The organism is Pseudomonas azerbaijanorientalis (genome assembly GCF_019139795.1).
Taxonomy (GTDB): domain Bacteria; phylum Pseudomonadota; class Gammaproteobacteria; order Pseudomonadales; family Pseudomonadaceae; genus Aquipseudomonas; species Aquipseudomonas laurylsulfatiphila.
Map to the genome: position 1 here is coordinate 3808709 of NZ_CP077078.1, position 18201 is coordinate 3826909.

Here is an 18201-nt window from a genome sequence, read left to right on the forward strand (position 1 = left end):
AACACTATTGGGCCGAAATCAGCGCGGCTACCTGGCCGATCCGTCGTGGGGTTTATAAAACCGGAACAGGCCGATATCCACGGTCCTGATGTATTCCTTGGCCCAATCCGGCTTGACCGTACGATCATGGAAATACAGGGCACCCTGGGTGCGATCCGGCAGCTCCTTGTTCAGGGCCTTGCGCGCAATTTCCTTGGCCATCGCGTAAGGCACTTCTTCCTGGACCGAATCGGATTTGCCGTCACACCACCAGGAAAACTGGCAGCTCTTGGTCTCCGATCCCTGCTTGACCACTTTGCACACCGTGTCCGGAAAGCCCTCGTGGCCCAGGCGATTCATGACCACATTGGCCACCGCCTCCATGTCGGCAGAGTCCTTGCCCTTGGCTTCCCAGTAAATGGAGCGGGCCAGGCACGTGATCGCATCGTCCAGCGGCGCGGCACCCGCCGGGTCAACGGCCTGGACCTCGGACGGGGTGATGGCTTCTGCCTTGGGAGCCGTTGCGGGGGATTCATTCTCGGCGGCCTTCTGTTCCAGCACCTGGGCCTTGTTCTCCGCCGATTCCTCTTTTTGCTCCTGATCCGTAGCCGATACCGGGCCGGCGAGCAGTGTGAGGGCGAAGCAGGTGGCGATCCAGTCGAGGCGCATGGTCGGTGTCGCTCGGTGAGTGGTTCGATTCAGTCTAGTCGTGAAATGATTTCGCCCACCCCACTACACTCTGGATAAATCCGTTGTCTTAAATGGGCCAACTTCGCGCATCATGAGCGCCATCTGCTCAAAGGGGATTTTCATGGGATTCATCTCATCCGCAATGCGCTTGGCCGGTGTGTCACTGGGCCTGGTATGTGCCGCCAACGCCATGGCGGCGGACGAAGCGCAATTGATCGAATCGATCAACGTCTACCGCAGCCAACTGCAGCGCTGTGCCGGCCAGGTGTCATCGGAGCTGCCGCCGCTGTCGGCCGACCCGCGCCTGGTGCTGAGCGCCTCGAGCATCGGTAATCTGCAGCAGGCCATGGCCGCTGCCGGTTATCCGATGAAAAACGTGCAGGCCATCAGCCTTTCCGGACCTCGCGATGCAGCCGCAGCGATGAAGGCGATCCAGGAGAGTTTTTGCCAGATCGTCCTCGACCCGCAATTCGTCGATGTCGGCGTCAGCCGCCAGGACCAGCAATGGCGCATCGTGGTCGCTCGGCCGTTGTTGAGCGCACGCCTGGGCGACGCGCAGGCCGAAGGCCAGAAGCTGCTCGCCGAACTCAACACCGCACGCACCCAGCCACGCCAGTGCGGCACGCAATCCTTCCCCGCCGCGCCAGCGCTGGCCTGGAACGCCACACTGGCCAGCGCCGCCGAAAGCAACTCGCGCTCCATGGCCAACAACAACTATTTCGACCACAAGGACCGCGACGGCCGCACCCCGGGCGACCGCGCGGAACTGGCCGGCTACAACTTCCAGCAGATCGGCGAAAACATCGCCGCCGGGCAAGACACCGCACACAAAGTGGTCGAAGGCTGGCTGTCCAGCCCCGGCCACTGCGCCAACCTGATGAACCCGCAGTTCCGCGAGTTGGGCGCGGCGTATGCGACCGACCCGAAGAGCGATGCGGGGATTTACTGGACGGCGATGTTTGGGGCGCAGTAAGAACTGAACCAGGCACGAACACTGTGGCGAGGGAGCTTGCTCCCGCTGGACTGCGTAGCAGGCCCTTTTTGGGGCCGCTTCGCGCCCCAGCGGGAGCAAGCTCCCTCGCCACGGGTCATTTGTCACCGCTGCCATTTCGGTTTTCTGGCAGTACGCATCAGTGACTACTCATCCCAGCCACCTGCATCAACATCCGCAACGCCCCCGCCACCACCCCCAACGCAACCACACTGCCCAGCCAGATCACCACCAGCCACCCAAGGCGCTTGTACCAAGGCGCCGGTGCCGGTTCACGGGAATCAATGGTAGCCATCGCCAATCCTCACTTTGCCGCGGAACACGTAGTAGCTCCAGACCGTGTACATCAGGATGATCGGCAGGATGAACAGCGCCCCGATCAGGATGAACAACTGGCTGGTCGGCGGTGACGCCGCCGCCCACAGGCTGATCGACGGCGGCACGATGTTCGGCCAGATACTGAACGCCAGGCCGATGTAACCGAGGAACACCAGCATCAGGGTGAAGGCGAACGGCCAATGGGTGTGGCGTTGGCGCAGGGTCTTGAGCAAGCCGAACATCGCCAGCAAGGCCAGCACCGCGAGGCCTGCGAACACTGCGAGGTGCGCATGGGCAAACCAGCGGGTGGCGATGTCTGGATGCAGGATCGGCGTCCACACACAGATCACGCCGATCACCGTCAACAGCAGCCAGGCCAGGGGCCGGGTGAACAGGCGCATGCGCGATTCGAGCATGCCTTCGGTCTTGACCAGCAACCAGGTGCTGCCGAGCAGCGCATAGGCGACGATCAGGCCGACTCCGCAGAACAACGGAAAGGGTGCCAGCCAGTCCAGCGAACCACCGGCGAACTGGCGGTCGACCACCGGGATACCGACAATGTAAGTGCCGATCACCACGCCTTGGGAGAAGGTCGCCAGCAGCGAACCGCCGATGAACGCCATGTCCCAGACATGACGTTTTTCAGGGCTGGCCTTGAAGCGAAACTCGAACGCCACGCCGCGAAAGATCAAGCCGCACAACATCAGGATCAACGGCAGGTACAGCGCTTCGAGAATCACCGAATAGGCCAGCGGGAACGCGCCGTACAGCGCCGCGCCACCCAGCACCAGCCAGGTCTCGTTGCCGTCCCAGACCGGTGCCACGGTGTTCATCATCACATCGCGCTCCTGCGCATCCGGGATCAGCGGAAACAGAATGCCCAACCCCAGGTCGAAGCCGTCCATGATCACGTACATCATCACGCCGAAGGCGATTATCACGCCCCAGATCAGCGATAAATCGATACCTTGAATACCCATGACTCAACTCCCTTCCTTCAATTGACGCGGGCGTCGGTTTCGAGGATTTCAGCGTCGGCGGACAGCGGCCGGCGCGGTGTGATCACCTGATCGGAATGCCCCACAGGCGCATGCTCGTGATGGGGTTTGGGCCCCTTGGCCACCAGTTTCATCATGTAGCCGATACCCACCGTGAAGACCGAGAAGTAGATCACCACGAACAGCGCCAACGAGATGCTCAACTGCGTGACGCTGTGATTGGACGCGGCATTCGCGGTACGTTGCAGGCCATAGACCACCCACGGCTGGCGCCCCACTTCCGTGGTGATCCAGCCGGCGAGCATGGCGATCAGGCCGCTTGGGCCCATCCACAGCATCAAGCGCAGGAACCAGCGGTTGCGGTAGATGGCACCGCTGCGACGCAGGACCAGGCCGAGCACGCCGGCCAGTACCATCAACATGCCCAGCCCGGCCATGACGCGGAAGCTCCAGAAAATGATCGTCGCGTTGGGGCGATCCTCTTTCGGGAAGCTCTTGAGCGCCGGGATTTGCTTGTCGAGGCTGTGGGTCAGGATCAGGCTGCCCAGGTACGGAATCTCGATGGCGTATTTGGTCTTCTCGGCCTGCATGTCCGGGATGCCGAACAGCACCAGCGGCGTCGCTTCGCTACCGTTGTTTTCCCAGTGCCCTTCGATGGCAGCGATCTTCGCCGGTTGATGTTCCAGGGTGTTCAAGCCGTGGGCGTCGCCGACCACGGCCTGGATCGGGCAGACGATCAAGGCCATCCACAACGCCATCGACAGCATCTTGCGCACTTGTCTGGTGTCGTTGCCGCGCAGCAAATGCCAGGCCGCCGACGAGCCGACAAAGAACGCCGTGGCCACGAAAGCGGCAATCGCCATGTGCGCCAGGCGGTACGGAAACGACGGGTTGAACACGATGGCCAGCCAGTCCAGCGGCATCACGCGACCATCAACGATCTCGAAACCCTGTGGCGTCTGCATCCAGCTGTTGGAGGCGAGAATCCAGAAGGTCGAAATCAGCGTGCCGATGGCCACCATCACCGTCGAGAAGAAGTGCAAGCCGCGCCCTACCCGGTTCCAGCCGAACAGCATGACCCCGAGGAAACCGGCCTCGAGGAAAAACGCCGTGAGCACTTCATAGGTCAGCAAGGGCCCGGTGATGCTGCCGGCGAAGTCGGAGAAGCGGCTCCAGTTGGTGCCGAACTCATAGGCCATGACCAGCCCCGAGACCACGCCCATGCCGAAGTTGACGGCGAAGATCTTCGACCAGAAATGGTAGAGATCGCGGTAGGTGTCGTTGTGGGTCTTCAGCCAAAGCCCTTCGAGCACCGCCAGGAAACTGGCCAGCCCGATGGTGATGGCGGGAAAGATGATGTGGAACGAAACCGTGAACGCGAATTGCATCCGCGCCAGGTCCAGTGCCTCCAGATTGAACATATCGAAATCCTCATTGCGGATTTAAAACTGTGGGAGCGAGCTTGCTCGCGATGAGGCCGGCACCTTCAACATCAATGGCGTCTGGCACCCTGCAATCGCGAGCAAGCTCGCTCCCACAAAGTCTTGAGTGATCGGTACTACGCAGCGGAGGTCGAAATCAGGTTGCTGGCCCTGGCCTGCTCCAGCCGGATGGCGACGAACTTGGAAGTCGGGGTGAAGGTGCGCTCACCGTAACTTTCCAGCGGCACCAGCGGATTGGTCTCCGGGTAGTACGCCGCCGCCTGACCGGTCGGAATGTCGTAGGCGATCAGGGTGAAACCGCTGACCCGACGCTCGCGATCGTCGTCCCACAGCGCCACCAGGTCGACCTTCTGCCCCGGTTCGAAACCCAGGCGGCGAATGTCCTGCTCGTTGGCGAACACCACATCGCGCATGCCGTAGACCCCGCGATAACGGTCATCCAGGCCGTACAGCGTGGTGTTGTACTGATCGTGGGAACGCATGGTCTGCAGAATCAGGTGCGGCTTGACCGCCAGGTTGCGCACGCCCTCGCTGATCAGGTGCTCAGGCAGCACGCTCGGGGTGAACTGGGCTTTGCCGCTGGCGGTTTTCCAGATGCGTTTGGCTGCGTCGTTGGGCATGTGGAAACCACCCGGGTGCAGCAAGCGCCGGTTGAAATCTTCGAAGCCGGGAATGGTGTCGGCAATCATGTTGCGGATACGACCGTAGTCGCCGATGGCCCAGTTCCAGTCGATCGGGTGCTTGCCCAGTGTCGCGGCCGCGATGCCGGCGATGATCGCCGGTTCCGACAGCAAGTGTTTGGACTTGGGTTTCAGTTGGCCGTGGGAGATGTGGATCATGCTGAAGGTGTCTTCCACGGTGACGCCCTGCGGCCCTTCGGCCTGGATGTCGATGTCGGTGCGGCCCAGGCACGGAAGGATCAGCGCTTCACGGCCGGTGACCAGATGGCTGCGGTTGAGCTTGGTGGCGATGTGCACGGTGAGGTCGCACTTGCGCAACGCAGCGTGGGTACGCGGCGTGTCGGGGGTGGCCTGGGCAAAGTTGCCGCCCAGGGCGATAAACACTTTCGAGCGCCCCTGCTCCATCGCGCCGATCGCCATCACGGTGTTGTGGCCATGCTCACGCGGCGGCTTGAAGGAGAAGCGTTTTTCCAGGGCATTGAGTAACTCGGTGGGCGCCAGTTCGTTGATGCCCATGGTGCGGTCGCCCTGCACGTTACTGTGGCCGCGAACCGGTGACAGGCCCGCGCCGGGACGGCCGACGTTGCCGCGCAGCAGCATCAGGTTGATGACTTCCTGCAGGGTCGGCACCGAGTGCGTGTGCTGGGTCAGGCCCATTGCCCAGCACATGATCACCCGTTTGGCCCGGGCGTACATGCGGGCGGCGAGCTCGATGTCGGCCAAGGACATGCCCGACTGCTGCTCGATGTGCTCCCAGCTGGTGGCGTCGACTTCGCCCAGGTAGGCCCCCATTCCCGAAGTGTGTTCGGCGATGAACTCGTGGTCGAACACCGGCTCGCCGCCGCTGACCTGTGCTTCGCGCTCCCACTGGAGCAGGAACTTGACCATGCCGCGCATCACCGCCATGTCGCCACCCAGGGCCGGGCGGAAGTACGCGGTGTTGGTCGGCTCGGAGCCGTTCATAAGCATTTCGATCGGGTGCTGCGGATGCTGGAAGCGCTCCAGCCCGCGTTCCTTGAGCGGGTTGATGCAGATCACCTGGGCACCGCGCTTGACCGCTTCGCGCAAGGGCTCGAGCATCCGCGGGTGGTTGGTGCCGGGGTTCTGGCCGATGACGAAGATCGCGTCGGCATGCTCCAGGTCGTCGAACACCACGGTGCCTTTGCCCACACCGAGGCTTTCGATCATGCTCACCGCGCTGGCTTCGTGGCACATGTTGGAGCAGTCCGGAAAGTTGTTGGTGCCGTAGGCCCGCACGAACAGCTGATAGAGGAACGCCGCCTCGTTGCTGGCCCGGCCCGAGGTATAGAACTCGGCCTGGTCCGGCGATTCCAGCGCGTTGAGGTGCCGGGCGATCAGCGCGAAGGCCTCGTCCCAGGTGGTTTCCACGTAACGGTCGGTGGCCGCGTAATAGCGCATCGGGTGGGTCAGGCGACCCTGATACTCCAGCCAGTAATCGCTCTGTTCGGCCAGTGCCGATACGCTGTATTTGTTGAAGAACGCCGGGTCGACCAAACGGCCGGTGGCTTCCCAGTTAACCGCCTTGGCGCCGTTTTCGCAGAACTTGACCATGCCGTTTTCCGGCGACTCGCCCCAGGCGCAGCCGGGGCAATCGAAGCCGCCGTTCTGGTTGGTCTTGAGCATGGCGCGAATGTTCTTCAGCGCGTTTTCACTGCCCAGCCAGTTCCGGGTAACAGCAATCAGTGCACCCCAACCGGCGGCGGCACCTTTGTAGGGTTTGTAGCGGTCGACTTGAGACATGGTACTTCTCCGTGACCTGATTCAGGCCATTGATCGTTTGACGGAGAAAAGCATATGGACGGGGATTAATTATTGTCTAATCGCTATTTACGACCACATTATCGAAACGCTCTATCACGGATTTTTATTATTATTTTTCAATGGCTTGAAATAACTTACAGACCTTTAAATCACAAAATCAAGTTCATCATCGACCCGCTCGATCACCCGGTTGTTAATAGTGATTGGACGCCCGTTAAAGTTGCTCTTAGCCTGCGCTCAACAGATCCATTAACAGCGCAATACCTGTAGGAGCGAGCCTGCTCGCGATGGACTCAAGAGCACCGCGTTTAGCCAGTAAACACGCGTAACCGTTAACGACCATCGCGAGCAGGGCTCGCTCCTACACTTATCCGTTAACAGCGCAATACCTGTAGGAGCGAGCTCGCTCGCGATGGACTCAAGAGCACCGTGTTTAGCCAGTAAGCACGCGCATTCGTTAACGACCATCGCGAGCTCGCTGCTACACAAAAGTCCATCCAACACCAAGCGAGGGTGTCATGTCAGAACGAGTCTTGATCGATGGCTTCTCCCGGCGCGTGGACTATCTGCGGATGTCGGTCACCGACCGCTGCGATTTCCGCTGCGTGTATTGCATGGCCGAGGACATGCAGTTTCTACCGCGCCAACGGGTGCTGACCCTGGAAGAGATCTATCAAACGGCGCAAAGCTTCGTCGCGCTGGGCACCCGCAAGATCCGCCTGACCGGGGGCGAGCCGCTGATTCGTCCGGGCGTGGTGCAGCTGTGCGAGAAGATCGCCGCCCTGCCCGGCCTGCGTGAACTGTGCATGACCACCAACGGTTCGCAGCTGGCCAGACTGGCCGGGCCGTTGTTCGAGGCCGGGGTCAAACGCCTCAACATCAGCCTCGACTGCCTGGACCCGCAACGCTTTCGCGAACTGACCCGCACCGGTGATCTGGCGCAGGTCATCAAGGGCATCGACGCGGCCAACCAGGCGGGCTTTCGCAACACCAAGCTCAATTGCGTGGTGATGAAGGGGCGCAACGACCATGAGATCAATGATCTGGTGAGCTTCGCCATCGACCGCAACCTCGACATCTCCTTCATCGAGGAAATGCCGTTGGGCACCATCGACGAGCACAGCCGCGCAGAATCGTTTTTTGCAAGCGCCCAGGTCCGCGAACGCATTGCCGAACGCTACACTTTGATTGGCTCCGCTGAGTCGACCCAGGGTCCGTCGCGCTACTGGCGCCTGGCCGAGGCGCCGCAGATTCGCCTGGGGTTCATCTCCCCCCACAGCCACAACTTTTGCGGCACCTGCAACCGGGTGCGGCTGACCGTGGAAGGACGCCTGCTGCTGTGCCTGGGCAATGAGCACTCGGTGGATCTCAAGGCTGTCTTGCGCAGCCACCCCGGACAGCCCGAGCGCCTGGAGAAAGCCATTATCGAGGCGATGAAACTCAAGCCTTATCGACACAATTTCGAAGTGAACGACGAAGTCCAGGTCATTCGCTTCATGAACATGACGGGCGGCTGAAACCCATGATCGTGAGACCCAAACCCAACCTGATCGGCGTGCTGACGTCCCTCAAGGGTTCGATTGCCAAGCGCATTGCCTGGCGCAGCCTGATGGTGACGTTGCTCGCCTCGGCCATCGTGCTCATTGAAACCTTGCATCCCAGCTACTTTTCCAAGGTCAGCGCAACGCCCTTCACGCTGCTGGGTTTGTCGTTGTCGATCTTCATGAGCTTTCGCAACAACGCCTGCTACGACCGCTGGTATGAAGCGCGCAAGGCGTGGGGCGATGTGATAGTCGAAGTCCGCTCGATGATTCGTGAAACCCTGGTGATCAAGGACACGGATGAGCGCCATACGATCCTCAGCAACCTGTGCGGCTTCGCCCATGCCCTCAACGCGCGGCTGCGCCAGGAAAACGAACTGGCCGCCAGTGGCGACTGGCTGCACCCGATGCCCAAGGGCAACACCACGGACATCAGCGGGCAGATCCTGATGCAGGTCGGTCAGCAGTGCTCGACACTCAACGAGTCCGGTGCGATCAACGACTGGCGCTACACGCTCATGGCCAACCACCTGGCCGGCCTGACCCACGCCCAGGCGGTCTGTGAGCGGATCAGGCACACCCCGCTGCCGTTTCCCTACACCCTGCTGCTGCACCGCACCATCTACCTGTTCTGCATCCTCCTGCCGTTTGCCATGGCCGAACCCCTGGGCTGGCTGACACCGATCTTCACCGCGATTGTCAGCTACACCTTTTTTGGCCTGGATGCGATTGCCGACGAACTGGAAGACCCCTTCGGCCGCGACGAAAACGACCTGCCCACCGACGCCATCGTGCGCAACATCGAGCGCGATGTGCTGGCGGCACTGGGCGTGACGGAGCTGCCGCCGCAGCTGGAGCCGGTGGATTTTGTGTTGAACTGATTTTCAGGAAACACACAGGACCTGTAGATAGCGGTCTGTCTGCCGACATTTCTGTTGAATGTGCCGACCTCTTCGCGGGCAAGCCCGCTCCCACAGGTATTGTGGGTAGCCGTGGGATTGGCGTTCACTGAAGATAAAAACTGTGGGAGCGGGCTTGCTCGCGAAGGCGGTCTGTCTGCCAACATCTCTGTTGGATATGCCGGCCTCTTCGCGGGCAAGCCCGCTCCCACAGGTATTGTGGGTAGCCACGGGATTGGCGTTCACTGAAGATAAAAACTGTGGGAGCGGGCTTGCTCGCGAAGGCGGTCTGTCTGCCGACATCTCTGTTGGATATGCCAGCCTCTTCGCGAGCAGGCTCGCTCCCACAAGGGGGCAGTGTCAGAACAGTTCGCTGAAGGGTATGAACCGCGCTGTATCACCCTCGTCCAGGGTGCAACCTTCCGGCACTTCCACCAGTCCATCGGCCCAGGATGCCCCCAGCAAAACACCTGAGCTCTGGTTCGGATACAACACCGCTCGACCGTCTTCGAGTTTCGCCCGCAGGTATTCGCGGCGGCTTCCGGGTTTGGGCCAGGCAAAGCCGACGCTGACCGGGAAGCTCAACGGTTCGACGTCTTCGACGCCCTGAATCCGCAACAGATAAGCCCGGGCCAGCAGGCCGAAAGTGACCAACGCCGATGTCGGATTACCCGGCAGGCCAATCACCGGCACGCGGCCGAAGTGGCCCACGGTCAATGGCTTGCCGGGTTTGATCGAGAGTTTCCACAGCAGCGGCTTGCCGCACTCGCGCAGCACCTGGCCGAGGCAATCGGCGTCTCCGGCGGACACACCGCCCGTGCTGAGCATCAGGTCTGCCGTGTGTTTCAGCTGTTCGAGCTTGAGCCGCGTCTGGCGTGGCTCGTCGGGAAGAATGCCAGCATCGATGACCTCGCAACCCAACGCATTCAACCAATGACTCAACAATGTACGGTTGCTGTTGTAGATGCTGCCAGGCCTGAGGGGATTGCCCGGCTCTACCAGTTCATCGCCGGTGGACAGCAACGCCACCCGTGGTCGGCGCACCACCTGCACATGGGTACAGCCCTGCGCCGCCGCGACCGCCAGTTCAAACGGACCAAGGCGCTTGCCGGCACGCAGCAGCACATCGCCGACGCGGTTCTCCTGGCCTTGCGGGCGGATGTTGCTGCCGGCGCTCAGGAGTTGCTTGAAGCGGATACGTCCGTCATCCAGTACCTGCGTGTTCTCCTGCATCTCTACGCAGTCGGCACCCGGCGGAATCGGGGCGCCGGTGAAGATGCGCGCGCAGGTTCCCGATGCCAGGGCTTCGGGGGTCTGACCGGCAAACACCTGCTGCGACACGGCCAGCGGTTCCCCGTCCCAACCCTCCACATTCAAGGCATAGCCGTCCATGGCGCTGTCGGGCCATGGCGGCAGATCGAGGGTCGCCAGCAGGTCATTGGCCAATACCCGTTGCCGCGCGGCTTCGAGCGGCACGGCTTCGCTGTCTTCAATCCACTGCGCCTCGGCCATTGTCAGTAAACGGTCGATGGCGTCCACTACCCGCATCAAGGGTGAAGCGCTCATCCGCGCGTCCCGCAGGCTTGCACAGGCTTGCACAGGCTTGAGGTGCGGTACGAAATTGCACGGCCGGTGGCGCGCGTCGAGCTGCTCGGCGAGGATGCCTTCCCACGCGGTGCGGCAGGCGCCCGTGGAACCCGGCAGACAGCAGACCAGCGTGCCATTGGCCAGCCCGGCCAGCGCCCGGCTCTGCACCGTGGAGGTGCCAATGTCGAGGATCGAAATCGCCCGGAACAGCTCACCGAAGCCATCGATCTGTTTATCCAGCAAGCAGGCCACTGCCTCGGGGGTGCTGTCGCGGCCGGTGAACCCGGTGCCGCCCGTGATCAGCACCACCTGGATGCCGTCGTCGGCGATCCAGTTCGCCACCTGAGCACGGATCTTGTACAGGTCATCCTTGAGCAGGTTGCGCTCGCTGAGGGTGTGGCCGGCTTCCAGCAAACGGCTGACGAGTAATTGGCCGGAGGTGTCATTGGCATATTCACGGGTATCGCTGACGGTCAGTACGGCAATATTCAAGGGTATAAACAAGGCATCCGGTTTGACGCTCATGGAGTTCTCCGGCAGATATAGGTTAAATGACTTCCGGAGACTAATTCGACAAATCAAACCGTGTCTAATCACTCTAACCAACCAGACTATCGAGGTGCTCTATCAATATAAAACGGCCAGAAAAAACATCAGTGATAGAGCCCGTCGATAACCCCTTAAACAACAGTGATTGGACGCACGCCAAAGACAGTGAGATCGTCCGCACCTCACGTTTTCGCCTCGCCTTGTGTCTTGCACACCCGGGTCAATACTTAACCCTTCACTCCCCCGCCAGCAGGTGCCGTCATGGACATCAAACAACTCAAGTTCCTGATCGCCCTGGAGCAGACCCGCCACTTCGGCCAGGCGGCCGCGCGCTGCCACATCACCCAGCCAACCCTGTCGATGCGCCTGCGCAACCTGGAGGATGAACTGGACCTGGTGCTGGTCACCCGGGGCCAGCGCTTCGAAGGTTTTACCGAGGCCGGCGAGCGTGTACTGGCGTGGGCCAGAACCCTGCTGGCCGCCCACGACGGGCTCTTCGCCGAGGCCGCCGCGTGCCGGGGCCAGCTCGTGGGTAACCTGCGCCTGGGGCTGGTGCCGCTCAGCAGCTTCAACCCGGTCACCTACATCCAGGGCCTGTCCCGCAGTTTTCCCGAGCTCAAGTACAGCCTGTCGTCCCTGAGTTCCGACCAGATCATCGAGGGCCTGGGCAACAATCAGCTGGACCTGGGCGTGTGCTACCTCGACCACGTCAACCCGAGCTATTTCGAGTTTTTCGAGATCGGCGAGACCCGCGTCGGCCTGCTGTACGACACCCGCCACTTCCATTTCGACGGCACGCAAATGAGCTGGGAGGACGCCGCCGAACTGCCGCTGGGGATGCTCAGCAACGGCATGCACTACCGCAAATCCATCGACCTGAGCTTTCGCAGCCGCGGACTGGACCCGCAGCCGATCCTGGAAAGCGACTCGACCTACCAGTTGCTGCAGGCGATCCACGAAGGTTTCTGCTGCGCGATCATGCCGCTGGACAGTGGTCTGGAAGAGCCCATCGAACACCTGTCGTTCATCGAATTGCCCGATGCCAGCGTGCTCGCGCCCCTGGGCCTGGTGATGCGCAAGACCGAGCCACGTTCGGCGATTGCCGAGAAGTGTTTCGCCGAAGCACGAACGCTGTTCAGTCGGGGCGACTGATCAAGTTTCGGCTTTATATAAAACCGCACCGGGCATGTTTGCCCGGCGTGATAGACATCACCAATCGGCGCATCGGAACAAGCGATTGGACGCTTTGAAAAGTTACCCGTAGCCTGAACTTAATTCAGCGCTTCGAGGTTCTTTTCATGTTGTGCAAAGTTGAACAAGCCGATTGTCGAAGCGACACTAACGCACCCGCCCCCAAACCCTTGAGTGTGAACTTTCGCGAATACGACAACGGCGCATCAGTCTGTAAGGCTGCACTGGCCGCAGAGATCGCATTGGCAATCACCTACAACGGTTTGAGCCAGGCCGTGATGATGGTGTCGCCGGGCAACCTCGAAGATTTCATCCGCGGTTTCAGCGTCAGCAACGACATCGTTCGGGACCCGCGTGAAATCTACGACCTGCGCCTGACCCACTTCGACCACGCCGTTCAAGCCGACGTGCAGATCTCCAGCCGCGCGTTCTGGGCGCTGAAGAACCATCGTCGGCAAATGGCGGGTACCAGTGGCTGCGGACTGTGCGGCGTGCAAGCGCTGGAGCAGGCCCTGCCAAAACTGGAGATTCTCGAGCCGGTTGCCCTGCCGCCCGCCGAGCACTTCATCGACATCCGCCACCGCATCGAACAGGCTCAGCAAATGGCCCGCAGCAGCGGCGCCCTGCACGCAGCGCTGTACTTCGACAGCAACGGCAACGCGCTGATCTGCCGCGAAGACATTGGCCGCCACAACGCGCTGGACAAGCTGATCGGCGCCCTGCAACACGCCGGCATCGACAGCCGCTGCGGCTTCACCGTGGTCACCAGCCGTTGCAGCCTGGAGCTGATCCACAAGGCCGTCAGGGCCAGGCTCGGTACGCTGGTCAGCCTGTCGGCGCCCACCGCCCTGACCGTGCAATGGGCGCTCAAGCATCGCCTCAACCTGATTCACGTCCCCCACCGTAACGCACCACGCATTTACAGCCCGGCATGATGCCTTCACCTGATCACCGCGCCGGCCAGCGCAGGAACCTCCCATGACAGACATTTCAAATGCATCACCCAACGGCCTGACCCACCTCGACACCCAGGGTCGCGCCAACATGGTCGATGTCAGCGAAAAGCCCACGACGCAGCGTGAAGCCCAGGCCCAGGCCTGGGTGCGGATGCGCCCGCAAACCCTGAAGCTGATTCAAAGCGACGGCCACCCCAAGGGCGACGTATTTGCCGTGGCGCGGATCGCCGGCATCATGGCGGCGAAAAAAACCCATGAGCTGATCCCGCTGTGCCACACCCTGCTGCTCAGTTCGATCCATGTCGAACTCAAGGCCTGCACACCGGACAGCGTGAAGATCCTCGGCACCTGCCGCGTCGAGGGCCAGACCGGGGTCGAGCTCGAAGCCCTGACCGCCGTCAGTGTGGCGGCCCTGACCCTCTACGACATGTGCAAGGCCGTGGACCGGGGCATGGTCATCGACGACATCCGCCTGCTCAGTAAACAGGGAGGCCGCTCCGGTCATTTCAAGTTCGAGGACGCACAATGATCCTGATCAACTACTTCGCCCGTTACCGCGAGCAGCTCAATTTGGGCGGTGAAAAACTGCCCCTGACCGACAGCCTCCGGACCATCGAAGACGTGCGCCGATTGCTGATGGCTCGCGGCGAGCTGTGGAGCCAGGTGCTCGGTGAGAACAACCTGATGTGCGCACTGAACCAGGAGCTGTGCCACCCGGACCGGGTGATCGAGGACTTTGACGAGATCGCCTTTTTTCCACCGGTCACCGGGGGCTGAGACATGACGGTTCGGGTCCAGCGAGATGTGTTCGACATCACTCGGTTGATCGCCAGCCTGCAGGCCAAGGATCCGGGCGTGGGGGCCGTGGTCAACTTCGTCGGCTACGTGCGCGACATCAATCAGGGTGAGGCGGTCGCCGGGTTGTTTCTGGAGCACTACCCCGGCATGACCGAACGCTCGCTGCAGAAGATCATCGACAACGCCCGGGCCCGATGGCCACTGCGGGCCGTGCAGATCGTGCATCGGATCGGCCCGTTGTCGATCAGTGAGCCAATCGTGTTTGTCGGCGTCAGCAGCCCGCATCGCCAGGCCGCTTTCGAGGCCTGTGCGTTCATCATGGACTACCTGAAAACCGACGCGCCGTTCTGGAAGCGCGAAGACGTGGCGGGCGGCGCACGCTGGGTCGATGCCCGGGACAGCGACCGATCCGCTGTCGAGCGCTGGGCATAGGTGCAGCAACAGGTGGCTATCCAACACGCTCGCGCGTAGCTACAGTCACGGGCTCAACGTTTCCCTGCACAAGGAACCCGCGCTTGAGCCCCACGCCCTCCCCGATCACGCCACAGGCTGTGCCCCAGCCCCGGACCATCAGCCTGCGCGAAGCCTTCCTGTTCTGGCTCAAGCTTGGTTTCATCAGTTTCGGCGGGCCGGCCGGGCAGATTTCGATCATGCATCAGGAACTGGTCGAACGCCGGCGCTGGATCTCCGAACGGCGCTTTCTGCACGCCCTCAACTACTGCATGTTGCTGCCCGGCCCCGAGGCTCAGCAGTTGGCGACCTACATCGGCTGGCTGATGCACCGGACCTGGGGTGGCGTGATCGCCGGCGTGCTGTTTGTGCTGCCGTCGCTGTTCATCCTGATCGCGCTGTCCTGGGTGTACATCGCCTTTGGTGACGTGCCCGTGGTCGCCGGGCTGTTTTACGGGATCAAGCCGGCGGTCACGGCCATCGTGGTGCAGGCGGCTCACCGGATCGGCTCGCGGGCGCTGAAGAACGGCTGGTTATGGGGCATCGCCGGCGCGTCCTTCGTGGCCATCTTCGTGATCAACCTGCCGTTTCCGTTGATCGTGCTCGGGGCGGCGATCATCGGTTACTTCGGCGGACGACTGGCACCGGAAAAATTCAGGACCGGTGGCCATAGCGCAACGAAAGAATCCTACGGCCCGGCTGTGATCGACGATGACACCCCGTCCCCTGAACACGCCCGGTTCAACGGTTTGAAACTGGCGCGTCTGGCGGTGATCGGTGCGATCTTGTGGACACTGCCCATGGCCACGCTCGCCGCCCTGTTCGGCTGGGAAGGCACGCTGACCCAGATGGCCTGGTTCTTCACCAAGGCTGCGCTGCTGACTTTTGGCGGTGCCTACGCGGTGCTGCCGTATGTCTACCAAGGCGCGGTCGGTCACTACGGATGGCTGACGCCGACGCAGATGATCGACGGCCTGGCGCTCGGTGAAACCACCCCAGGTCCGTTGATCATGGTCGTCGCCTTCGTCGGCTTCATCGGTGCCTACGTGCAGCAGGTCTTCGGCCCGGATCAAGCCTTTGTCGCCGGCGCCGTGGCCGCCACGCTGGTGACCTGGTTCACCTTCCTGCCTTCGTTCCTGTTCATCCTCGCCGGCGGGCCATTGGTGGAATCGACGCACAACGAACTCACCTTCACCGCGCCGCTGACGGCCATTACGGCCGCCGTGGTAGGCGTGATTCTCAATCTGGCGTGCTTCTTTGCCTATCACGTGCTGTGGCCCAAAGGCTTCGAAGGAACACTGGACTGGCCTTCACTGCTGATCGCCATCGTGGCGGGCATTGCCTTGCTGCGGTTCAAGCGCGGAGTGATCGAGGTGCTGATCGGCTGCGGGTTGATCGGGCTGGTGGTGCACCTGATGTTCTGAATCAATTATTTACACGCACGCTAATCCTCCCTAGTATCCAGCCATCCCCGGATGGCTTGTTCCACTCGCCACCGACGATTTCCGCCGCCGGAAACCTGCGCCATGCGTACCTTGCCGTCACTGCTGAATATTTCGATCCAGGCCACCTCGCTGCTGGCCGCGGACGGCATTGCATGAAGCGCATCGTCAACCTGCCCATGGCCCTGCGCCGTTCCAAGTTGCGTCACTCCGCACGTCCGCCGGATAGCGCCCCGCTCGCCTGATCGGCGAGCCCCCTTCTTTCGCTATCCCGGTCCGCGAGCACCCTGCTCAACCATACACAGAACCTGTGGGAGCGGGCTTGCTCGCGAAGGCGGTGTGTCATTCAGCAGTGATGTCGGCTGAAAGTACGCCTTCGCGAGCAAGCCCGCTCCCACAAGAACTGCGCTCGCCTGACCGGCATTGGTTTCTCCCCATTCTGCCTGGACACCGACATGACTCAACGTTGCAATTCCTACTACACCGCCACCCTCAACCAGGACACCGATTACCCGACGCTGCAAGGCCGGCACAAGGTTGACGTGGTGATCATCGGCGGCGGCTTCACCGGCGTGGCCACCGCCGTCGAGCTGGCGGAAAAAGGCCTGAAGGTCGCCATCGTCGAAAGCCACAAAATCGGCTGGGGCGCCACCGGGCGCAACGGCGGCCAGGTCACCGGTAGCCTGTCGGGCGATGAAGCCATGCGCAAACAGATGCGCCGCACCATCGGCGATGAAGTCGACGACTTCATCTGGAACCTGCGCTGGCGCGGGCACCAGATCATCAAGCAGCGCGTGGAAAAATACGGCATCGCCTGCGACCTCAAGCACGGCCACCTGCACGCCGCGTACAAACCCGCGCACATGGGCGGCTTGCGCAAGGATTACGACGAGGCGGTGCGCCGTGGCATGGGCGATGAAGTCAGCCTGCTCGACCGCAGCCAGGTGCGCGACCTGCTGCAAAGCGACCTCTACCACGGCGCGATCAAGAACACCCGCAACATGCACCTGCACCCGCTCAACCTGTGCATTGGCGAGGCCCGCGCCGCCGAAAGCCTGGGTGCGTTGATCTTCGAAAACAGCGAAGTGCTGGAGATCATCCATGGCGATGGCCTTCACAAGAGCCCTGGCGTACGCACCGCCCACGGGCACATCGACGCCAATCAGGTGCTGCTGGCCGGCGACGTCTACCACAAGCTGGAACCGGGCAAGCTCAAGGGCAAGATTTTCCCGGCCATGGGCGGCATCGTCACCACCGCGCCGCTGGGCGATCTGGCCAGGCAGATCAACCCCGAAGACCTGGCGGTCTACGACTGCCGCTTCGTGCTCGATTACTACCGCCTCACCGCTGACGGTCGTCTGCTGTTCGGTGGCGGCGCCAACTACAGCGGCAAGGATTCACGGGACATCGCCGCCGAGCTGCGCCCGTGCATCGAGCAGACCTTCCCGGCGCTCAAAGGCGTGGCCATCGATTACCAGTGGAGCTGCGCGATGGGCATCGTGATCAACCGCATCCCGCAACTGGGCAAGCTGTCGGACAACGTCTGGTATTGCCAGGGCTACTCCGGCCACGGCATCGCCACCACCCACATCATGGGTGAAATCATGGGCCGCGCGATCACAGGCCAAATGGCGCAGTTCGACACCTTCGCCGCCTGCCAGCACATCCGCGTGCCCATGGGCGACCTGCTGGGCAACCCGATGCTTGCCGCCGGGATGTGGTACTACCAGATGCTTGAGCGATTGCGCTGAGGTTATTGGCCAGAACATGCTGGCCTCTTCGCGGGCAAGCCCGCTCCCACAGGGATTTATGTCGACCACAAATTTTGAGGCTGACAAATAACCCTTGTGGGAGCGGGCTTGCTCGCGAAGGGGCCGGTACATTCAACACATCTACCAGCAAAAAATG

General features: G+C 61.8%; 16 protein-coding genes and 1 pseudogene. 10 read left to right on the forward strand and 7 right to left on the reverse strand.

Features of this window, described 5'->3' with window-relative positions; all coding sequences use genetic code 11:
* Nucleotides 1–27 precede the first annotated feature (27 nt).
* Nucleotides 28–648: a cell wall hydrolase gene (locus KSS91_RS16860; protein WP_217835473.1), complete on the reverse strand. Its 621-nt coding sequence runs from the start codon at nt 646–648 to the stop codon at nt 28–30.
* Between the two features lie 142 nt (nt 649–790).
* On the opposite strand from KSS91_RS16860, the gene KSS91_RS16865 reads away from it, so the two are divergent.
* Nucleotides 791–1642 (forward strand): CAP domain-containing protein, encoded by an 852-nt coding sequence (locus KSS91_RS16865; protein WP_217835474.1) that lies wholly within the window; start codon nt 791–793, stop codon nt 1640–1642.
* Nucleotides 1643–1799: 157 nt separating this feature from the next.
* Here KSS91_RS16865 and KSS91_RS16870 read toward each other — a convergent pair whose 3' ends face one another.
* The 4 genes from KSS91_RS16870 to KSS91_RS16885 all read right to left on the reverse strand — a co-directional run bounded on the left by KSS91_RS16870 (nt 1800) and on the right by KSS91_RS16885 (nt 6859).
* On the reverse strand, nt 1800–1955 hold the full coding sequence (locus KSS91_RS16870; protein ID WP_007994085.1) for a DUF2474 domain-containing protein: 156 nt from the start codon (nt 1953–1955) through the stop codon (nt 1800–1802).
* Nucleotides 1942–2958 carry a cytochrome d ubiquinol oxidase subunit II gene (cydB, locus tag KSS91_RS16875; RefSeq protein WP_217835475.1) on the reverse strand — a complete coding sequence of 339 codons (1017 nt, stop codon included), beginning with the start codon at nt 2956–2958 and terminating at the stop codon, nt 1942–1944. The genes KSS91_RS16870 and cydB overlap by 14 nt, the downstream gene beginning before the upstream one ends.
* Nucleotides 2959–2975: 17 nt before the next feature.
* Nucleotides 2976–4397 (reverse strand): cytochrome ubiquinol oxidase subunit I, encoded by a 1422-nt coding sequence (locus KSS91_RS16880; protein ID WP_126052894.1) that lies wholly within the window; start codon nt 4395–4397, stop codon nt 2976–2978.
* Nucleotides 4398–4534: 137 nt separating this feature from the next.
* Complete coding sequence (locus KSS91_RS16885; RefSeq protein WP_217835476.1) at nt 4535–6859, reverse strand: FdhF/YdeP family oxidoreductase; 2325 nt, start codon at nt 6857–6859, stop codon at nt 4535–4537.
* 539 nt (nt 6860–7398) lie between these two features.
* Here KSS91_RS16885 and moaA point away from each other — a divergent pair.
* Both moaA and KSS91_RS16895 read left to right on the forward strand, forming a co-directional pair.
* Nucleotides 7399–8397, forward strand: coding sequence for a GTP 3',8-cyclase MoaA (gene moaA / locus KSS91_RS16890; protein ID WP_217835477.1), 999 nt, complete (start codon nt 7399–7401; stop codon nt 8395–8397).
* Between the two features lie 5 nt (nt 8398–8402).
* Nucleotides 8403–9302 (forward strand): bestrophin family protein, encoded by a 900-nt coding sequence (locus KSS91_RS16895; RefSeq protein ID WP_217835478.1) that lies wholly within the window; start codon nt 8403–8405, stop codon nt 9300–9302.
* Between the two features lie 378 nt (nt 9303–9680).
* On the opposite strand, the gene KSS91_RS16900 is transcribed toward KSS91_RS16895, so the two are convergent.
* Together KSS91_RS16900 and moaB are read right to left on the reverse strand one after the other, a co-directional pair.
* Nucleotides 9681–10886, reverse strand: a complete 1206-nt coding sequence (locus KSS91_RS16900; RefSeq protein WP_217838438.1) for a molybdopterin molybdotransferase MoeA — start codon at nt 10884–10886, stop codon at nt 9681–9683.
* A gap of 15 nt (nt 10887–10901) precedes the next feature.
* Nucleotides 10902–11432: pseudogene (gene moaB, locus KSS91_RS16905) on the reverse strand (molybdenum cofactor biosynthesis protein B); the annotation flags it as partial.
* Nucleotides 11433–11717: 285 nt separating this feature from the next.
* On the opposite strand from moaB, the gene KSS91_RS16910 reads away from it, so the two are divergent.
* From KSS91_RS16910 to KSS91_RS16940, 7 genes are all read left to right on the forward strand, one after another.
* Nucleotides 11718–12608 carry a LysR family transcriptional regulator gene (locus KSS91_RS16910; protein WP_217835479.1) on the forward strand — a complete coding sequence of 297 codons (891 nt, stop codon included), beginning with the start codon at nt 11718–11720 and terminating at the stop codon, nt 12606–12608.
* Between the two features lie 146 nt (nt 12609–12754).
* A complete protein-coding gene (fdhD, locus tag KSS91_RS16915) occupies nt 12755–13582 on the forward strand; it encodes a formate dehydrogenase accessory sulfurtransferase FdhD (protein WP_217835480.1) in 828 nt (275 codons plus the stop codon).
* Between the two features lie 43 nt (nt 13583–13625).
* The gene (moaC, locus tag KSS91_RS16920) at nt 13626–14132 is read left to right on the forward strand and encodes a cyclic pyranopterin monophosphate synthase MoaC (protein ID WP_217835481.1); all 507 of its coding nucleotides are present in this window, start codon (nt 13626–13628) and stop codon (nt 14130–14132) included.
* The gene (gene moaD, locus KSS91_RS16925) at nt 14129–14380 is read left to right on the forward strand and encodes a molybdopterin converting factor subunit 1 (protein WP_126046154.1); all 252 of its coding nucleotides are present in this window, start codon (nt 14129–14131) and stop codon (nt 14378–14380) included. Before moaC ends, moaD begins: the two co-directional genes overlap by 4 nt.
* 3 nt (nt 14381–14383) lie before the next feature.
* Nucleotides 14384–14833, forward strand: coding sequence for a molybdopterin synthase catalytic subunit MoaE (moaE, locus tag KSS91_RS16930; protein WP_217835482.1), 450 nt, complete (start codon nt 14384–14386; stop codon nt 14831–14833).
* An 83-nt stretch (nt 14834–14916) separates the two neighbouring features.
* Nucleotides 14917–16275, forward strand: a complete 1359-nt coding sequence (gene chrA / locus KSS91_RS16935) for a chromate efflux transporter (protein ID WP_217835483.1) — start codon at nt 14917–14919, stop codon at nt 16273–16275.
* 473 nt (nt 16276–16748) lie between these two features.
* A complete protein-coding gene (locus KSS91_RS16940; RefSeq protein ID WP_217835484.1) occupies nt 16749–18044 on the forward strand; it encodes an NAD(P)/FAD-dependent oxidoreductase in 1296 nt (431 codons plus the stop codon).
* Nucleotides 18045–18201 lie beyond the last annotated feature (157 nt).

What these genes read in the sequence shown, in the direction of transcription:
- KSS91_RS16900 (WP_217838438.1), bottom strand. Translation starts at nt 10,886, where the DNA reads ATGAGCGCTTCACCCTTGATGCGGGTAGTGGACGCCATCGACCGTTTA.
- KSS91_RS16860 (WP_217835473.1), bottom strand. Translation starts at nt 648, where the DNA reads ATGCGCCTCGACTGGATCGCCACCTGCTTCGCCCTCACACTGCTCGCC.
- moaE (WP_217835482.1), top strand. Translation starts at nt 14,384, where the DNA reads ATGACGGTTCGGGTCCAGCGAGATGTGTTCGACATCACTCGGTTGATC.
- KSS91_RS16910 (WP_217835479.1), top strand. Translation starts at nt 11,718, where the DNA reads ATGGACATCAAACAACTCAAGTTCCTGATCGCCCTGGAGCAGACCCGC.
- fdhD (WP_217835480.1), top strand. Translation starts at nt 12,755, where the DNA reads ATGTTGTGCAAAGTTGAACAAGCCGATTGTCGAAGCGACACTAACGCA.
- KSS91_RS16880 (WP_126052894.1), bottom strand. Translation starts at nt 4,397, where the DNA reads ATGTTCAATCTGGAGGCACTGGACCTGGCGCGGATGCAATTCGCGTTC.
- KSS91_RS16865 (WP_217835474.1), top strand. Translation starts at nt 791, where the DNA reads ATGGGATTCATCTCATCCGCAATGCGCTTGGCCGGTGTGTCACTGGGC.
- KSS91_RS16895 (WP_217835478.1), top strand. Translation starts at nt 8,403, where the DNA reads ATGATCGTGAGACCCAAACCCAACCTGATCGGCGTGCTGACGTCCCTC.
- moaD (WP_126046154.1), top strand. Translation starts at nt 14,129, where the DNA reads ATGATCCTGATCAACTACTTCGCCCGTTACCGCGAGCAGCTCAATTTG.
- moaC (WP_217835481.1), top strand. Translation starts at nt 13,626, where the DNA reads ATGACAGACATTTCAAATGCATCACCCAACGGCCTGACCCACCTCGAC.
- cydB (WP_217835475.1), bottom strand. Translation starts at nt 2,958, where the DNA reads ATGGGTATTCAAGGTATCGATTTATCGCTGATCTGGGGCGTGATAATC.
- KSS91_RS16885 (WP_217835476.1), bottom strand. Translation starts at nt 6,859, where the DNA reads ATGTCTCAAGTCGACCGCTACAAACCCTACAAAGGTGCCGCCGCCGGT.
- KSS91_RS16940 (WP_217835484.1), top strand. Translation starts at nt 16,749, where the DNA reads ATGACTCAACGTTGCAATTCCTACTACACCGCCACCCTCAACCAGGAC.
- moaA (WP_217835477.1), top strand. Translation starts at nt 7,399, where the DNA reads ATGTCAGAACGAGTCTTGATCGATGGCTTCTCCCGGCGCGTGGACTAT.
- KSS91_RS16870 (WP_007994085.1), bottom strand. Translation starts at nt 1,955, where the DNA reads ATGGCTACCATTGATTCCCGTGAACCGGCACCGGCGCCTTGGTACAAG.